We start from the raw sequence: 17,087 nt of genomic DNA, 5'->3' as shown, positions 1-17,087 counted from the left end.
TCCATATAAATAACAATATATTTGTGTGTATTCTAGAAACGTTCATGAATGACCTTCTCGTCCGTATTTCTTTATGTCATTTTTACATAATTATTTTGATATAACACTTAATTTCCAAAAAGATTAACACCATATCTATATGATTAACTTTTCATCTTGTTATATGAATTAAGCAAATTTTCAATCAGAATACCATTTAGTTTCATGCCGACTATATCACAATTTTCTATTTCAATATTTTTCAGATTACTATTACTTATGGTGCTGCCTTCCAAATCACATTTATCGAATACAATAGGTTCCTTCTCATCTCCGAGACTTGTATTTTTAAATTGCACTCCACCTAAAGTCACCAAATTAAATTTACTGCCAGAAAGATTTAAATCTGCATATGATGACCTTCTAAAATTTATATTTCTAAACTTTGATTGACTTACATTACAATTACTCATATTCGTATTCATTATATTGCTACCAACAAATGAACTGTTTTTTAAATTCACTTGATAATACTCTGTATTTGCTAAATTACAGTTTTCGTATTGACTATTTTTCATATCTTTATTTGTAACTACACTCTCTTTGTTTGAGCCTGTTTTTATTCTTTTCACGTAACAATACTCATCTTCCGATTCAAAAATCATTTGGTAACCCATCTTTTTATAAAAATGATGATTATTAATTTGTCTACTAGATGTTTCGAGATCCCAAATCTTTATGTTTGGATATTCCTTTTCTATTAATTTCATAACATGTGATCCAATTCCTTTTCCTTGATAAACAGGATCTACAAAAATACGGTCAATTCGACCGTACGACTTACCAGAAATCGTAACTATTATCCCTCCGATTATTTCTTTATCCATTACAACTTTGAAAGAATCCAATTCTTCAATGGAATATTCCATCATTTCAACTGAAGAATATCCTGGCGGTTGAATGTTATAATCAATGACATCATCTTGTCCGTATAGCCATTGTTTTGCTTCTGCATCAAATGTTCTTTTCATTATTTCTGTTAATTTCTCAGCATCTAAAATTGTAGCTTTTTCTATAGATATTTTCGTCATTTTCGTTTTCCCCTCCCTTATTACAAACCAACCATTTTTGTGAATGGCATAATTATCAATTCACTTTTGTTTTTAATGCTTTTCCCATTATTACATATGGAACATCATTTTTACTTGGATGAAATGGTTCTAATACATTTACCCAATCTAATCTTTCATATAACGAACGTGCTTTTTCATTGTTTATTTGTGTTGTTAAAACACTCGTTCTATTTGGAATCCCTTCTAGTAATTCATTATGTAATTTCGTTCCAAGACCTTCATTTTGACATTGGGGATGGACTGCTAACTCTACAAATTCAAAACAATCTTGTAACCATTCGTCTACTTGCTCTAGATGTAACGCTTCTCTCATTAATTGATTATAGTACTGTCCCTCCATTGAGCGATAACCATAAGTAAAACCAACTACTTCATTTTCATCATTTATTGCTACTATACCTTTAAAACCTGTATATTCTATATGCCTGTTCATTCGCTCGATCATTTCATTGAAATTTGTTTTCTCAAATACTTTACAATACAAATTTGCCATATTCCCAATTAAGATCTCCTCTTTTTCAATGCTTACAAATTTCACTTTACTCCCCCCTATTAAAACATTTATATCCTTTTTTGAAAACTAAGAAAATTAACACTAATCACTCTCTTTACTATTAAACTACAAATCACCCTATATTTTCCACAGTTACTTAGTATTAATGAATAATAAAAAGAGACCATGTAATATAAACATGGTCTCTTCTTTTATTCATTTTCAATTTTATCCCGCTATTTGCCGGGCAGTAAGACCCCCACCTCAAAATTCAGCGAAAGCAAAGAAGTTAGGTGGGGGATCAATTGCCCGTAAAATCCCGATTGGTGAGGGCTGAATCCCCCCACTGATTAAAGTTTCACTTTATATAATTAAAAATTAGATATTACTTAAGCCACTCGTTGCAAGTATTACTTAACTGCTGTAAATCTTCTATAAATTTACTCGCATCATATCCATCACAAACCGAATGATGTACTTGCAATGAAACTGGTAGCATAACCTTGTTTCCTTCGTTAAAATATTTCCCACAAGTTATAATTGGCAATAGAAAATTTTCATCATTATTAATATTAAGATTAAATCCAGTAAAACTAGTCCAAGGTATGCTAGAAATCGGAAATACATTAGGCGGAATATTTTCTTTCGTGAAAAGACCATGAACACTAGCATAGTATCTCATATCGTCTTCATACTTTTTATAGAAAGTGCGGAAATCACTTGAATAATCCGTCCATATACTTGAAAAAGACTTATCATCTTTATGAAAGATTGTATAACTCGGTATCATTTCCTCCCAATAGCCTAAAACTCCTTCATCGTTAAAACATGTTCGAAATTTTTTATGATTATTTACTACTCTAGAAATTAAATATATAAAAACGGGATAAAATTTTATTCCCTTTTGATATACTTCCTCTAATAACATCGTGATATCAACATTCACAGTCATACTAAATGTACATTTCAACTTTAAATAATGCTCAAAATACCGCTCTCTATTCCAATCTTCTCTATCAATTACATGAAACTTCATTCTAATAGCCTCCTAAAATTTTCTTTTTATTTTAGAAGGCTAATTCCCTTGCTCTCACCATACTTTGTCACTCCTAACAGTTTACAATTCATCCTAATTATTCATTTAATTATATAACATATGTAAGAATCAATTCACATATTTCTGGAAATCCATCCACATACTATAGATAAATCAAATGAAATTTGGAGGATACATACATGAATAACAAAAATATGAATAAAAAAGAAAATGTTACTGAAAACACTACATCTATTCAAAATAATAATACTGCAAATCTTACTATCGAAGAACAAGCAATGAACGGCTTATACGGAATGCCCGAAACAACAATTGAAGATGCTGATCACGCTGCAGCTGATGATTTGACTTCAAAAAATTAATTAACTACATTGAAAAAAGCCAAGGAAATATGAACTGCACCCCAATTGTTAGACACAGTCTAACAATTGGAGGTGCAGTTTTTTGTATGACAAAATTTACGAAGGATTTAAAGTTAACGCTCGTTCAAGGATTTAATCCGAAAATAATTTCTCAAGCAGAATATGCAAAACAGATGCATATTACAAAGGCACAATTTCAATACTGGTTACGCTTATACGAACTCCATGGAGAAGAAGGTTTACACGAGGTCTATACAAATTACACCGCAGAGTTTAAACTAGACGTACTAAATTTTATGGCTCAATCGGGTATATCGTTAATGGATACAGCGGCTATCTTCATGATTCCTTCTTTTACAACGGTTTATCAATGGAAGAAGCAATTTGAAGTAGGTGGCTTAGATGCCCTTGAACCAAAGAAAAAGGGGCGTCCATCCATGAAAAATAAAAACACAAAACATGATACTAAAAAGATTCCGGCGGAAGGTTCAGTTGAAGCGTTACAAGCTGAATTAGAACGCTTACGTATGGAAAATGCGTATTTAAAAAAGTTGAATGCCTTAGTTCAAAACAAGGAAAAATCACCAAACAAGACAAGGCACAAGTAGTCTATGAATTAAGGCATGAGTTTCAAGTGAAAGAATTAGTAAAGTTAGCGGATATCCCTCGAAGCACCTATTATTTTTATGTAAAACAAATGGATAGAATCGATCCAGATGCCGATTTAAAAGTAGAAATTAAAGCGATTTATGATGAACACGAAGGTCGTTATGGATATCGTCGTATTCGTGATGAGTTAGCCAATCGTAATCAAATAGTGAATCATAAAAAAGTGCAACGAATTATGAAAGAGTTAGGTTTAAAATGTCTTGTACGTATGAAAAAATATAAATCTTATAAAGGAACAGTTGGTAAAATCGCACCTCATATTTTAGAGCGTAAATTTACGGCAGATACGCCAAATGAAAAATGGGTAACCGATATTACAGAATTTAAATTATTCGGTGAGAAACTTTATTTATCACCTGTATTAGACTTGTATAATGGTGAAATCATTACCTATACAATTGGCTCTAGACCGACGTATTCACTTGTTTCAGAAATGTTAGAGACAGCATTAGAAGGTTTACCTGAAAATCACCAACTAATGATGCATTCAGATCAAGGGTGGCATTATCAAATGAAACAGTACCGTCACCCATTACAAAAAAGAGGTATCGTACAAAGTATGTCTCGTAAAGGCAACTGTTATGACAACGCAGTAATGGAGAATTTCTTTGGAATCATGAAGTCTGAGTTTCTCTACATAAAAGAGTTTGAAAGTGTAGAGCACTTCAAAATAGAATTAGAAAAATATATAGATTATTACAATACAAAACGGATAAAAGCAAAATTAAAAATGAGCCCGGTGCAATACCGGACTCATTTTTATCGAGCTGCCTAATGAAATAACCGTGTCTAACTTTTAGGGGTCACTTCAATATCCTTGGCTTTTTTAACTATGCATCCACCTTTTGTATTTCTTCACTCTTTCTTGAAAGTTTACCTGGCCAAAAAGCAAATCGGCCTAAAACTACTGTAATCGCGGGTACAAGTAACGGTCTTACGATAAACGTATCTAGTAATACGCCAATTGCAGTTACAATACCAAATTGAACTAATACTTGAATTGGAAGTGTACCTAACACTGCAAAAGTTCCTGCTAAAATTAAACCAGCCGATGTAATAACACTACCTGTTTGTATTACACCATTTTTTACTGCATCCAAGTGATTTTGTGTCTTTCTGTTTTTCCATATTTCTGAAACCATAAAGATATTATAATCTTCACCTAAAGCAACTAAAAATACGAATGCGTACAACGGTATCGCACCTTGAATGGCCGGCGCACCCATACCGTAATGAAGTAATATCCATCCTGCTCCTAACGCTGAGAAGAATGATAAAACGACAGTTACAATTAAATAAATCATCGCAACAACCGATCGTAAGTAGACAAGTAATAGTAAAGCGATAATGCTAATCATTACTGGAATAATTACTGATTCATCACGTTCCGTAATTTGCTTTGTATCATATAATGAAGCTGTTTCCCCACCAATCCATAATTGATCTTTAGCATTACTAATCCCAGCATCTTTTAATACTTTTTCTATACTAGTTTTCAATTTAGGAATTTGATCTAACGCTTCAATTGAGTATGGATTTTCCGCTAAAGAAACTTCATACATTTGTATTTGCTTATTTTCTTTTCCCTCTTTTGGCTCTTTCACTGTATTTACGAAAGAAAATTTCTCTAGTTCTTGTTTAATAGGAAGCTCTTTGCCTTTCGTATCAACAACAACTTTTATTGGTGCTAGTTCACCAGCTGAGAAATGATCACTAATTAACGTAAACCCTTCACGAGAAGGCATATCCTTTGGAAACGACTCTAATAAGTCATATGTGTATTGAATACGTGGTACGAATGAAGCCAATCCGCCTAATACAAATACAGTTAGCATAATTATTGTCCACGGTCTTCGTACTACAATATCTCCAAGTTTTTTACTAAAGGTGCCTTTTGATTTTTCAACTTTTACAGCCCTCTTTTTCTTTCTTGCAAACTCCTCATTCATTGAAGTTGTTCTCGGTATAAACGGGAAAAATGCAATCCTACCGAATATTAATAATAGTGCTGGTAAAATCGTTAAAGCAGCGATTCCCATTATAAATACAGCAACACTAAATGGTACTGCAAATCGATGAAAGGCTCCATAATGAGCAAGTAGTAATGTTCCTAATCCAAGTACAACAGTTAATGCACTCATTATAATTGCACCGCCAGAAGCTTTAATCGCAAGTTGTAATGCTTTATATTTACTTTCTTCTTCTAACAAGTACTCTCTATATCTCGAAATTAAAAATAGACAATAGTCCGTTCCAGCGCCAAACAATAATACTGTCATAATTGATATCGCTTGGGCATCTACTTTAATCCATCCGTGATCAGCTAAAAAACCGAGTGTAGGACTAATAATACCGTATGCAAAGCCAACAACAAGTATAGGTAAAATCGCTAAAATTGGTGAACGATACAGTAAAATTAACAAAACTAACACTAGTAGTACAGTAGCCACTAACAATTTCACATCTGCTTGACTAAATAAACTAACTGCATCCGTTTGAATACCTACAGGTCCTGATAATCGAACATGTAAACCAGATTCACTTATTTTTTGTTTAAATGGATCTTCATCCACCTTACTATTCACTATTTTTCTAAACTCTTCAAGATTTCCTTTTAATATATCTGTACCAGCAGATTTATTAAAAAATACCGGTGTAACAAATGATGTACCATCTTTTGATGCACTTTTTGATAATACTTGCTCTGGGATTGTATCAAATGGTGGTAACGTTGATTGTTCTTTTAAAGGACTAGCTTTTAACTCCTTATAAACATCTTGTATGAGTTTATAATCCTGTGACTGTAATCCACCATCTCTATACCATACTACTAACAACGGATTCCCTGCATTATTCGGAAACTCTTTTTTCATAAGCGCTTCCGCTTGCTGTGACATAGCTGTTTCAGGTAAATTTTTCGGATTCGGTTCTTTCGTACTGTTTACTTGTGGTAACGTAAATGAAAGTAATAATGTAATAAGAATCCACACCGATAAAGTGATCCATTGCGTATTTTTCCCTGCCACAAGCCTCCCTAACATATGTAACGGGTGCTTTTTCATAAAAACCCACCTTCCTTTTTTCCTCCATTATTAATTATATATACTGGTCGGTTAATTAATCAAGAATGATTGAAAATTATGTTATAATTATCTCAATCATAAATGTCAGGAGCGAATGTATTTGGAACAAAAACAACGTCCTCTCGGAAGGCCGCGTCAAAATAAAAATACAAAATCTACAAAAGAAACCATTTTAGAAGTAGCAACCCGCTTATTTCTTACACAAAATTATCAAGTCGTTTCTATGGATGAGGTCGCAAAAGTTTGTGGTGTTACGAAAGCAACTGTCTACTATTACTATTCAACAAAAGCCGATTTATTTACCGCTACTATGATCGAAATGATGGTACGTATACGTGAGAATATGTCTCAAATACTCTCTACAAACAAAACGTTAGAAGAAAGATTATTAGACTTCGCTAAAGTTTACTTACACGCAACGATGGATATTGATATGAAAAATTTTATGAAAGATGCAAAACTGTCGTTATCTGAAGAACAATTGAAAGAATTAAAAAATGCTGAAGATAATATGTATGAAGTACTAGAAAAAGCACTCGATAATGCGATGCACATCGGAGAAATCCCAAAAGGAAACGCTAAATTTGCGGCTCATGCTTTCGTATCTTTATTATCAATTGGGAATTTTAAAGATGAAAATCACAATCCTATTCTTGCAAATATAGATGAATTATCACAAGAAATCGTTTCTTTTTATTGGAACGGATTAGGTCATTCATATTAAACTGATTTGCTTTAATAAAAGAGCATGTTTGATTTTTTTCAAACATGCTCTTTTTATAATTTATTTATATACTAATAATCAGATTATACTTCAATGCTGTTTAACAAAAAATTTCACTTTAACTTTTACAAATTTTGAAGTTGAACATTTATATTCCCCTTACTAAATCCCCCATGGTAACAAACTACAGATTCAATATGTAAATTTAAATACTTCTTCAAAGACTGCTGTGCTTCCTTAATATTTATAGTTGTTGGGGCGTGAATTCCTCCTAACATCCCATTCACACTATACATAGAGTCTCCTGCAATAAGAATTTTACTTTGTTTCAAATATAAACTAATATGACCCGGAGTATGCCCTGGAGTATGAAGAATTAGTATTCCACCGCAATACGGAAGTTCTTGCCCGTCAATCACAGTATCACTCACTTTTCCTTTTGGTCGGTTCTCTATATTTCCGTCCTTCAATAAAGGTAAATCCCCCTCGATATATGGCTTATCTAGTTCGTGCGCATAAACTTTAATATTACTTCGACAGCGCTGCAACAACTCCGGAAGACTACCTATATGATCAATATCCTGATGCGTCAAAATCACGACTTTTAACTTATCAAATGATACCCCAACCTTTTCCATCTCTACTTGTATATCTTCAATTTGTCCTGGGAAACCCGTATCTATTAATACTGCCATTTCATCATCCCATAAAAGAATTGGATGAATAACAAATTCTTGAAATTCAAGTTGTAACATTTCTATCCCTTTAGCGATCTCCATACAGCCATTCTCCTTTATATTAAAGTTTAAAAATATATACGAGTAAACTGAAAATATAAAGTGAAACTTTAATCAGTGGGGGTTTTACTGCCCGGCAAATAGCGGAATAAAGCACCTCTATCTTATAATATGTTTTGTCATACCAATAGAGAATGCCTCAAACCCTATAGATTCATAGTAAGATTGCAATTTTTCTACACACATAAGTTGTGGAATAACCTTGTTTTGTTCACAGTGCTGGATTAATCGTTTCACTATTTCTTTTCCGATGCCACTAGACTGATATTTTGGCAATACACCAACTCCACAAATAATGCCTGTTATGACTCCATCTGATATGACACGCCCCATCCCTACTAACCTCTTATCATCAAAAACATAAATTGCATACCAACTTTGCTTACACATTCGTTCTAACTCGTTAACCGTTAATTTAAGAGAATTCCATTCTAAAGATTCGTATAAGGATAATAATCCATTAAAATCTGTAGGTTGTTCACTTGTGTAGCGTATACTATTTTCCATGTAAATACTCCCTATTCTCTGGCTTGTTTATATTTCATAAAATTCCCATTACACAAATCTGATCGATGTAAAAATAACTAGAACAAACTTCAATAAGAAAGATAAAATTCCTTCTCAACATAAAATAAAAAGAAGTTATCTCACTTAAGATAACTTCTTTTATATAAGACTCTCATTATATTATCAACCAAAAAATATACAACTGCATACGATTAGCACAAACAAAACTAATAAACCATTTGAGAAATAACCCATTGAAAACTACCCCTTTATTAAATTATGTAAAAGATTTTATCATAAAATGATTTACAACTTAATAACTGAAAAAGACATTGTATTCATTAGTTATATATGTTTAGTAATATTTTATATTCGGTTATATTCTCGTTCCCTAAAACCACTTCTCGCACCTTCATAATTCAGTCCACATAAATTCAAAAAAACAGTTATTAGTAAACGTTCATTTACTATAAAGAGTAATTTCAATTGATTTATAGTAAATTTAGTAATAAAATAATAACTAAATTCATAAAGGAATCAAAAACAATGAACCAAAACGAATTATTAAACGAATACATGAATTTATTATTAAATATGTCAGGTACTTTTAAATTACTATCGGAGAAATCCTCAGAATTTACACATTTAGAACAACACGTAGTAGAGTATATCGCCCAGCAAAAGGTGCCTGTAAACTTAAAAATGATTGCTAGTTATTTAAACATCCCTAAACAACAATTAAGTGTAACAGTGCGTAACTTAGAACAAAACGGATACATCATAAAAAAGCAAGATATGGTAGACAAAAGAGCTATATTAATCTCTCTGACAGAAAAAGCTGAAAAAGTACATTATGAGAGATGGAAACAAATATATAATAATTTCACAGTAAACCTCGAAAAGTTATCTGAAGAAGATAGGCGGGATTTAACTTATGGACTATATAAAACAAATACAATGCTCTCAAAAATGTTAAATAACGACTAAATATATTGTTTATTATTAAACGGAGGATGTTTCATGGTTAAAGAATTAGATTTGCAATCTGTACAAGGTACAATGCTTATTCCACTATGGGGAAGAGCATATGGCAGTGAGAAAAATAAGGATATTTTAGATGATATAGAAGCTATTCAAATAATTAAAGAATGTGATTTTGACTTCTCAACAATAGCAAATACATTTGGCGAATACGGATGTATCACATACATTACCCGTGCACGAAAAATTGACGATACGATAAAACAATTTATAATAAAACACCCGAATGCTACTATTGTAAACATCGGTTCCGGACTAGACACTACTTTTTCAAGAATCGATAACGGTACAATACATTGGTACAATCTTGATTTGCCCGATGCAATCTCTTTTCGCAAAACTTTAATTGAAGATACTCCTAGAAACATTAGCATTGCTAAATCATTTTTTGATACTTCTTGGTTTGACGATATAAAATATAATCCAAACGACGGTATTCTTTTTATATCAGCAGGTGTGTTTTATTACTTTAAAGAAGAAGATTTAAAAAAGATCGTAGTCGCTATGTCAAAACGTTTCCCTGGAGGAGAATTATATTTTGACGCTGAATCAAAGTTCGCACTGAATCTTTCGAATGCTACTGTAAAGAAATCTGGTAATAAGGGTGCTATGATGTATTTTTACGTAAATAATCCAAAATCAATAGAAAAATGGTCCTCTACAATAAAAGTATTGAGCTGCTCCCCTTTCTTTAAAGATATAGCTACAAATAAAGATTGGGACGGTAGTACGCGTATAATGATGAGAATTGTAAACTTAATAAAAATGTTGAAGTTTGTTCATTTACGGTTCAAAAAATAAAAAGTAAAGAAGAGCTCAATACATTTATACTTAGTTCATAAATGTTAATTTTAATAAAATCAAAGGCAGAAACATAATTGTGAAGTGAAACTTTAATCAATGGGGGCTTTGCTCATCCCCCACTGATTATTAGCCCTCACCAATCGGGCTTTTACGGGCAGCCCGCTCCCCACCTAACTTCTTTGCTTTCGCTGAATTTTGAGGTAGGGGTCTTACTGCCCGACAAATAGCGGGATAAAATCTTGCATGCACTTTACGTAGGAGCTAAAATGTTGAATCTCATCGATTTCCAAATCATGTACACCATCTTGCAACATATGTTGAATCACTTACCCTCTCTTCTTATAACCCACTTACTACTTTTTAAATGTATATGTTCTGACCGTCAATAGCTTTTACCTTTAAATTCTTTAAACCCTATCCTTTTTTATATGAATAGCTTTCTTATTCGAAAATAGATTTTTAAAAATTCCTACTCCCACAATTAATAAACCTATACCAACTAATTTATTAATTTGTAATGGAATGCTCTCCATTCCAAATAATCCAAATGTATCAATACATAACGCAACGACCAATTGAGTAATAAGACTAATTAGCACCGTATATGCTGGACCTAAACTCTTTATTGCACCCATTATACAAATAATTAACCCAATGCCAAACAGTCCACTTACATAAAACAAATAATTTGCAGTATACACTTTAATGCTAATACTGTTTTCTGTAATGATATAAAATAGAATAGAACTAATGAGACCTATTCCAAGGACACATGTAGTCGTTAACCACTGTCCTACATTTTCATTTACTTTTGCATTAAAAACAGATTGTAAGCTAATTAATATTCCTGCTAATATAGCTAAACTAAATCCAATCAAAATCTTCCTCTCCCTTTCATTGCTCATATATATTATCTTTAGCGACTTCCTTCATTCTAGAAAAATCTTTAATTACAATAACTCCATTACTCTTTTCAATTAATTTTTCATTATAAAATTTTTGTAATACCCGTATTACGTGCCTATAACTTACCCCTATAAAATCTGCAATACTCGTTACCGAAGTTGCATCCAAATCCCCTTTATACATATTCCCGTTACTATCTGTTGAAATTGAAAGTAAATAACTAGCTACACGTACTTCTACAGGATACAGTAAATTAAGAGCAGTAAAACGAGTCGATATTTTTAACGTGTTCGCAATGTTTTCAAGCAAGAACTTCATAAATATAGGATCATGTAATAACTTGTTTCTAATAACCGTATTAGAAATAGAGATTGCTACAACATCTGAACAAGCTTCAACGACATTATGTGCTTTGCTATTTTGAATTAATTCAATATCACCAACAATTGCGAGTGGATTGATAAAGCGAAGGATTAGTTTCTTCCCTTCAGGTGTAATCGTATAAACTTTTACTTTACCTTTAACAACAAAATATAAACGATCCATTTCGTCATCTATATTGCAAATAAGCTCGCCTTTTTCAAAATGATTTAATTGAAAATATGCTGTATCTATTTCTGAAAAAACCTCGAGCGTTTTATTGATTTTCAAATAATGCGTAATTAAACTTGATCTATTCTCCATATTCATTTCCTCCTTTCATTTACATATTAAATACAACAATACCTATAATCATTACTATTGTTCCCACAATATGATATCTCTCCATCTGTATCTTTTTTATATGAAACAGTCCTTTCATTTCAATAACTGTTGCCGTTAACAATTGAGCAACCATTAGTGTGCCAGCTGTCAATGTAACTCCTAGTGAATATATTGCCATAGTTTCTGCACAAATAATGAATCCACCAAATGCACCCGCTACTAAATATATTTTTTTTACACTCTTTAAATCCGTTACTTTCTCTTCTTTCTTTAACAAAAATACAGCTGTTGCAATAATGAATCCAATTAAATGGGTTATAATACTCGTCGACCATATACCGATATGTGAACTAAGTTTCGCATTAAAGGTTCCTTGAAGTGTTATAAATATCCCCGCAAAAACAGCAAATAGAATACCTTTCAAAAAATCATCTCCTCATCCTTTATTTCTGACTTAATTAAAAACCATCATCCTATAATGGCAAAAGGACAAATGTCACATCACTATGAAAATAACTTGGAATGAAAAAAAACACACCTCAAAAATGCGAGATGCGTTTTTAATTATTTATATATAATGTTTTATAAATAAAAATTACGCTACATTAAAAGATTTCTTTTTCATAACAAACTTTGCAAATAAGAAACGTACAAGCGGTCCCATAATAATTAATTGTAATGGATATGCCATTATGAAATTTTTAATAAAAATCGAAAAATAAATTAAAACAAATGAATCTCCTTGTAGCCCACCATGTAAATGCATCATAGCCATACCGAAAAATGACATAAAGAACACCATTCCGATTACCATAGTTGTCGCCATTGCAACGATAATATTTATTTTCTTAGATTTATCAAATGGCAACATGAATACAATTTTTTTCGCACAAGGTCCAACTATACTTATTTCAATTAATAGCGCAATAATAAAGCCAATTAATAGTTCTAATGCAATCTCTTTAATATAAATTGGTCCTCCTGTTTCATTCATTAGTAAATTGTAAAACGTCATTACGATAACCATTCCAAAGCACATCATCATGCCAAATTGGAGGTTTTCTTTTCTTGTTGTTGGCAAATTTCATCATCCTCTCTCTTTGAGTCTTTGTCATTATATCGACATTGGAACCCCCTTCGTAAGTGAACATTTTGTGAACAAATTTAAAACGTTTTCATGTATTTTCTTTACTTTCAACTCAAATTCTCACTTTTACTTATAAAGGTTTTATATATTTCAATGTTGAATTACTAAATTTAACATTGCATTACATTATTACTAGGAGGATAACCATGAATGAAACAGAATTTTACGCATATCACATCGTAACAAGGAAAAGAATGCATATCGGACAAATGATTCCTTTTAAAAAAAATCAACACAATACTCTATATAACTTCTTTTTTGAAAGAGAACAATTAAATGTTAGTGGTGAAGATGGCATACAAATTTTAAATAATCACTATAAAAATGACGAATTACATATAAATAATGAAAATGCTAAAGTAGTTATGAATTATATGAATCAAACAATTAGAGCAGTTAGAGAAACAATTGTAGAAATGGTTAGACTACAAGAATTCCCTGAATACCCTTCCAGGTTATCTTGTTTATATGCTGCTAAGAGCTATGAGGATGCTTTGAAATGGAAAGCGCTATTTGATTCTTACAATCGAGAAGTTTTACAGATTGTTAAACTACGAGTAATCGGAAGTTCTTTTGAAGGTGACGGGAATCTTTTACCGAAAGAAGATGGTATTCCTTTTTCTCAAAAAATCGAACAAGCTAGAAAGTATTGGAAAGGAAATATTAGAAATGAGCTTCCTGAGCTACTGATTAATGGAGAAATTGAAGTGGTGGAAATTATTGATGACTTTTCCTCAATTCATATTTAATTTCTAACTAAATCATATAGGATGGAGATTACAATGAAAAAAAAAGTATACTTCAATCATGATGGCGGCGTAGATGATTTAATTTCATTATTTTTATTACTTCAAATGGAAAACGTTGAACTTACCGGTGTATCTGTTATCCCAGCAGACTGCTATTTAGAACCTGCAATGTCTGCAAGTCGTAAAATTATTGATCGCTTCAGCAAAGATAATATTGCAGTAGCCGCTTCAAACTCTCGCGGGCAAAACCCGTTTCCTAAAGACTGGCGGATGCATGCATTTTATGTAGATGCTTTACCAATTTTAAATGAGTCTGGAAAAGTTGTAGCACCCATGGCAGCAAAGCCTGCACATCACCATTTAATAGAAACACTTCTACAAACGGAAGGAAAAACAACTTTATTATTTACCGGGCCCCTAACTGACCTTGCTCGTGCGTTATATGAAGCTCCCATAATTGAAGATAAAATTGAATGTCTCGTTTGGATGGGTGGTACATTTCTTACAGCAGGCAATGTACATGAACCAGAGCATGATGGAACAGCTGAGTGGAATTCGTTTTGGGACCCTGAAGCAGTGGCTCGTGTATGGGATGCAAAAATTAAAATCGACTTAGTGACACTAGAAAGTACAAACCAAGTTCCGTTAACTATAAACATACGTGAACAATGGGCAAAAGAACGAAAGTATATTGGTATGGATTTCCTTGGTCAATGCTATGCAATGGTTCCCCCTCTCGTTCACTTCTCAACGAACTCTACCTACTATTTATGGGATGTACTAACTACCGCGCTTGTCGGAAACACTAACCTTGCAAAAACTGAAACAATTAATAGTATCGTTCATACATACGGACCAAGCCAAGGACGTACAGAGGAAACTGCTGATGGACGACCTGTAAATGTCGTTTATGATGTAAAACGTGATGTATTCTTTGAATATATTACTGAATTAGCAAAGAAAGCTTCTACTTGAACCACTATCTATACGAAAAATAAATAGAATAAAATCACTTCAGACGATGAACCCCTATATTTAGAATTTAGTTGAAACTACATATTTAACTATTGAAAAGAGTATTGAATTAAATTTCAATACTCTTTTTGTGCAATTTAATTATATTGGATTAATGTAGTGTCTTATTGATTATTCATTTCATAACCATTGACAAAATAAGTTATTGTTTCTAACTCATCTTCATTTAATTCTCTATCTAGTTCTTGTTTATACGCTGCCTTTATCTTCTCTTCATCACCTATATGAGCTTCTGTATAAGTTCCTACTGTTTTTAACATACGAATCTCTTGTAAAAACTCCTCTCGATTTATTGCTTCCCCATGAGAGAGAATATATGTCTCAGCATCAAATTTCTCTAATTCATCTATCAATTTAAACGTTCTTTTCGTCGTATAGTTCCACTTCGAAGAAAAAATATCTGCATATATACAGTCTCCTAAAAATAATATCTTTTCTTCTTTCACGTAAATAACAACTGAATCATGTGCATGATCTCCGCCCACATGTTTTAACACGCATGTCACTTCACCAAGATCTAATTCAATTTGATTCTGGAACGTTAAGGTCGGAGGAATAATGTTAATATTTCTCGCTTTTTCTTCAAACTCTTTCTTGATGCAATCCGCACAAAATTCAATTTCAGTACCCTCTTTTACGCGTGCATCCAACGCTTCATCTGTCCATTCATAAGATACTATTGTCTGCATTTCTTTTTTCGTTTCAGCGTGCGAAATAGTTAATGCATTCCGTAATACAGATAATCCAAAAATATGATCCCAATGCCAATGGGTTAGTGCTACGAAATCTGGATTCGATACATTTTGTTCTTTTAACATTTCTAAAAATAATTGTGTATGCTCCTCTGAATTCCCTGCATCGATCATTAAAGTTTTTTCTTGTCCAACAACCATTCCTAATATAGGTCTATCTGTTTCAGAAACAGGTGTCATATACCAAAATGAGTTTCCTATTTTTTTAATTTGTTGCATAACCAATTCCCCTTTTCATTTTCTCACTTAAATTTAATATATAAATTATAACGAATCACTACTTTTTTCTCTATAATCAAACACAATTACTTGGACTAATCTAACTTTCCTTTTCGTAAGCTAAAAATAAGGGAATAGAATCGGAGTGTGATACTATGGAACGTTTATGGATTCCAATGATTGTAACATTTTTTTCGTTCGGTGGATTACTTTTAGGAGGTGCTGTTGGAGTAGCAACACGCCAACTTATTGAAGAAAAGATGCATCGTTTATACGCATTATGTGGTGGTATTTTACTTGGGCTGTTATCCCTTGAAATTATTCCTGAAACATTTTCAAGCTACGAAATGGTTGGGCCTATACTTGGTATAGCTATCGGTATTTTAGTTATGAGCTTATTAGATAACTATTGTCACCATCCAATGATACATAAAAAAGATCAACAAGCATGGCAAACCTTCCTTTTTCTCTCTTTCGCTATATTTATTCATAATATACCGAGTGGATTTGCGTTAGGTACAGCTTTTATAAATCATAATGACTCTGCCATTCCCTTTTTAATAGCAATTGTCGTTCACCATATTCCAGAAGGATTAGCTTTAATTATTCCATTTCTTTTTACAAAACATAAATATATTTCCTTTTTATTAACGACTTTATTACTTTCTCTTATTCTCGGTACTGGCACAGTTTTTGGCATTTTGATGGAAGGAAAAGCTCTTCACCTGCAAGGACTCATTATGGGAAGTGCTATTGGTTCACTTGGATATGTCACAATTCATGAAATGCTTTGGAAAGCTAAGAAACAGCTCTCTTTCCTTACATTTCTAATGTGGGCAACTAGTGGTTTTTTACTAATAACAGTGTTCACTTTATTCGCTGGTCATCATTAAAGTTGCTAAAGTGAAACTTTTGTTCCTCCCAC

General features: G+C 32.4%; 19 protein-coding genes. 8 read left to right on the top strand and 11 right to left on the bottom strand.

Features of this window, described 5'->3' with window-relative positions; all coding sequences use genetic code 11:
* Positions 1–143: 143 nt before the first annotated feature.
* The 3 genes from ACW0JX_RS11410 to catA form a co-directional block, all read right to left on the bottom strand.
* The gene (locus ACW0JX_RS11410) at positions 144–1,070 is read right to left on the bottom strand and encodes a GNAT family N-acetyltransferase (protein ID WP_459245675.1); all 927 of its coding nucleotides are present in this window, start codon (positions 1,068–1,070) and stop codon (positions 144–146) included.
* Between the two features lie 55 nt (positions 1,071–1,125).
* A complete protein-coding gene (locus tag ACW0JX_RS11405) occupies positions 1,126–1,650 on the bottom strand; it encodes a GNAT family N-acetyltransferase (RefSeq protein ID WP_459245674.1) in 525 nt (174 codons plus the stop codon).
* A gap of 340 nt (positions 1,651–1,990) precedes the next feature.
* Positions 1,991–2,641, bottom strand: coding sequence for a type A chloramphenicol O-acetyltransferase (gene catA, locus ACW0JX_RS11400; protein WP_000668543.1), 651 nt, complete (start codon positions 2,639–2,641; stop codon positions 1,991–1,993).
* A 200-nt stretch (positions 2,642–2,841) separates the two neighbouring features.
* Here catA and ACW0JX_RS11395 point away from each other — a divergent pair, with 200 nt between their 5' ends.
* A complete protein-coding gene (locus tag ACW0JX_RS11395) occupies positions 2,842–3,024 on the top strand; it encodes a DUF4021 domain-containing protein (protein ID WP_001060657.1) in 183 nt (60 codons plus the stop codon).
* A gap of 86 nt (positions 3,025–3,110) precedes the next feature.
* A protein-coding gene (locus tag ACW0JX_RS11390) for an IS3-like element ISBce18 family transposase (RefSeq protein ID WP_459245673.1) occupies positions 3,111–4,468 on the top strand; the annotation gives its coding sequence in 2 pieces (ribosomal slippage) (positions 3,111–3,567 and positions 3,567–4,468; 1,359 coding nt in all).
* A 55-nt stretch (positions 4,469–4,523) separates the two neighbouring features.
* Here ACW0JX_RS11390 and ACW0JX_RS11385 read toward each other — a convergent pair.
* Positions 4,524–6,755: an MMPL family transporter gene (locus tag ACW0JX_RS11385; protein ID WP_459245672.1), complete on the bottom strand. Its 2,232-nt coding sequence runs from the start codon at positions 6,753–6,755 to the stop codon at positions 4,524–4,526.
* Positions 6,756–6,876: 121 nt separating this feature from the next.
* On the opposite strand from ACW0JX_RS11385, the gene ACW0JX_RS11380 reads away from it, so the two are divergent.
* Positions 6,877–7,500 (top strand): TetR/AcrR family transcriptional regulator, encoded by a 624-nt coding sequence (locus ACW0JX_RS11380; protein ID WP_053564538.1) that lies wholly within the window; start codon positions 6,877–6,879, stop codon positions 7,498–7,500.
* A 125-nt stretch (positions 7,501–7,625) separates the two neighbouring features.
* Here ACW0JX_RS11380 and ACW0JX_RS11375 read toward each other — a convergent pair whose 3' ends face one another.
* Together ACW0JX_RS11375 and ACW0JX_RS11370 are read right to left on the bottom strand one after the other, a co-directional pair.
* A complete protein-coding gene (locus ACW0JX_RS11375; RefSeq protein WP_053564539.1) occupies positions 7,626–8,279 on the bottom strand; it encodes an MBL fold metallo-hydrolase in 654 nt (217 codons plus the stop codon).
* A gap of 117 nt (positions 8,280–8,396) precedes the next feature.
* On the bottom strand, positions 8,397–8,804 hold the full coding sequence (locus ACW0JX_RS11370; RefSeq protein WP_017657653.1) for a GNAT family N-acetyltransferase: 408 nt from the start codon (positions 8,802–8,804) through the stop codon (positions 8,397–8,399).
* A gap of 546 nt (positions 8,805–9,350) precedes the next feature.
* Between ACW0JX_RS11370 and ACW0JX_RS11365 the strand changes: the two genes are divergently transcribed.
* Positions 9,351–9,791, top strand: a complete 441-nt coding sequence (locus tag ACW0JX_RS11365; protein WP_016081689.1) for a MarR family winged helix-turn-helix transcriptional regulator — start codon at positions 9,351–9,353, stop codon at positions 9,789–9,791.
* 33 nt (positions 9,792–9,824) lie between these two features.
* Complete coding sequence (locus tag ACW0JX_RS11360) at positions 9,825–10,646, top strand: class I SAM-dependent methyltransferase (RefSeq protein ID WP_098127483.1); 822 nt, start codon at positions 9,825–9,827, stop codon at positions 10,644–10,646.
* A gap of 410 nt (positions 10,647–11,056) precedes the next feature.
* Here ACW0JX_RS11360 and ACW0JX_RS11355 read toward each other — a convergent pair whose 3' ends face one another.
* From ACW0JX_RS11355 to ACW0JX_RS11340, 4 genes are all read right to left on the bottom strand, one after another.
* Entirely contained in the window at positions 11,057–11,527 is a 471-nt protein-coding gene (locus tag ACW0JX_RS11355; RefSeq protein ID WP_098127482.1) for a DMT family transporter, read from the bottom strand.
* 16 nt (positions 11,528–11,543) lie between these two features.
* Positions 11,544–12,239 carry a Crp/Fnr family transcriptional regulator gene (locus ACW0JX_RS11350; protein WP_000431608.1) on the bottom strand — a complete coding sequence of 232 codons (696 nt, stop codon included), beginning with the start codon at positions 12,237–12,239 and terminating at the stop codon, positions 11,544–11,546.
* A 19-nt stretch (positions 12,240–12,258) separates the two neighbouring features.
* Entirely contained in the window at positions 12,259–12,684 is a 426-nt protein-coding gene (locus ACW0JX_RS11345) for a DMT family transporter (protein ID WP_144488712.1), read from the bottom strand.
* Between the two features lie 171 nt (positions 12,685–12,855).
* Entirely contained in the window at positions 12,856–13,341 is a 486-nt protein-coding gene (locus tag ACW0JX_RS11340) for a DUF2798 domain-containing protein (RefSeq protein ID WP_446026052.1), read from the bottom strand.
* Between the two features lie 212 nt (positions 13,342–13,553).
* Here ACW0JX_RS11340 and ACW0JX_RS11335 point away from each other — a divergent pair, with 212 nt between their 5' ends.
* Positions 13,554–14,156 carry a DUF2441 domain-containing protein gene (locus ACW0JX_RS11335; RefSeq protein ID WP_088022123.1) on the top strand — a complete coding sequence of 201 codons (603 nt, stop codon included), beginning with the start codon at positions 13,554–13,556 and terminating at the stop codon, positions 14,154–14,156.
* Between the two features lie 21 nt (positions 14,157–14,177).
* A complete protein-coding gene (locus ACW0JX_RS11330) occupies positions 14,178–15,131 on the top strand; it encodes a nucleoside hydrolase (RefSeq protein WP_141241068.1) in 954 nt (317 codons plus the stop codon).
* 164 nt (positions 15,132–15,295) lie between these two features.
* On the opposite strand, the gene ACW0JX_RS11325 is transcribed toward ACW0JX_RS11330, so the two are convergent.
* Positions 15,296–16,162: an MBL fold metallo-hydrolase gene (locus ACW0JX_RS11325; RefSeq protein ID WP_095690948.1), complete on the bottom strand. Its 867-nt coding sequence runs from the start codon at positions 16,160–16,162 to the stop codon at positions 15,296–15,298.
* 155 nt (positions 16,163–16,317) lie between these two features.
* Here ACW0JX_RS11325 and ACW0JX_RS11320 point away from each other — a divergent pair, with 155 nt between their 5' ends.
* On the top strand, positions 16,318–17,055 hold the full coding sequence (locus ACW0JX_RS11320) for a ZIP family metal transporter (protein ID WP_000440632.1): 738 nt from the start codon (positions 16,318–16,320) through the stop codon (positions 17,053–17,055).
* Positions 17,056–17,087: the final 32 nt, after the last annotated feature.

The organism is Bacillus sp. C-3-6 (genome assembly GCF_054509685.1).
The sequence above is the reverse complement of the archived record's forward strand: the minus strand, read 5'-3'. Positions and strand labels throughout refer to the sequence as shown.

Bases quoted from the DNA above. Each gene is read 5' to 3' on its own strand.
- ACW0JX_RS11395 (WP_001060657.1), top strand. From the start codon at position 2,842: ATGAATAACAAAAATATGAATAAAAAAGAAAATGTTACTGAAAACACT.
- ACW0JX_RS11320 (WP_000440632.1), top strand. From the start codon at position 16,318: ATGGAACGTTTATGGATTCCAATGATTGTAACATTTTTTTCGTTCGGT.
- ACW0JX_RS11365 (WP_016081689.1), top strand. From the start codon at position 9,351: ATGAACCAAAACGAATTATTAAACGAATACATGAATTTATTATTAAAT.
- ACW0JX_RS11360 (WP_098127483.1), top strand. From the start codon at position 9,825: ATGGTTAAAGAATTAGATTTGCAATCTGTACAAGGTACAATGCTTATT.
- ACW0JX_RS11385 (WP_459245672.1), bottom strand. From the start codon at position 6,755: ATGAAAAAGCACCCGTTACATATGTTAGGGAGGCTTGTGGCAGGGAAA.
- ACW0JX_RS11375 (WP_053564539.1), bottom strand. From the start codon at position 8,279: ATGGAGATCGCTAAAGGGATAGAAATGTTACAACTTGAATTTCAAGAA.
- ACW0JX_RS11350 (WP_000431608.1), bottom strand. From the start codon at position 12,239: ATGGAGAATAGATCAAGTTTAATTACGCATTATTTGAAAATCAATAAA.
- catA (WP_000668543.1), bottom strand. From the start codon at position 2,641: ATGAAGTTTCATGTAATTGATAGAGAAGATTGGAATAGAGAGCGGTAT.
- ACW0JX_RS11410 (WP_459245675.1), bottom strand. From the start codon at position 1,070: ATGACGAAAATATCTATAGAAAAAGCTACAATTTTAGATGCTGAGAAA.
- ACW0JX_RS11370 (WP_017657653.1), bottom strand. From the start codon at position 8,804: ATGGAAAATAGTATACGCTACACAAGTGAACAACCTACAGATTTTAAT.
- ACW0JX_RS11330 (WP_141241068.1), top strand. From the start codon at position 14,178: ATGGAGATTACAATGAAAAAAAAAGTATACTTCAATCATGATGGCGGC.
- ACW0JX_RS11325 (WP_095690948.1), bottom strand. From the start codon at position 16,162: ATGCAACAAATTAAAAAAATAGGAAACTCATTTTGGTATATGACACCT.
- ACW0JX_RS11335 (WP_088022123.1), top strand. From the start codon at position 13,554: ATGAATGAAACAGAATTTTACGCATATCACATCGTAACAAGGAAAAGA.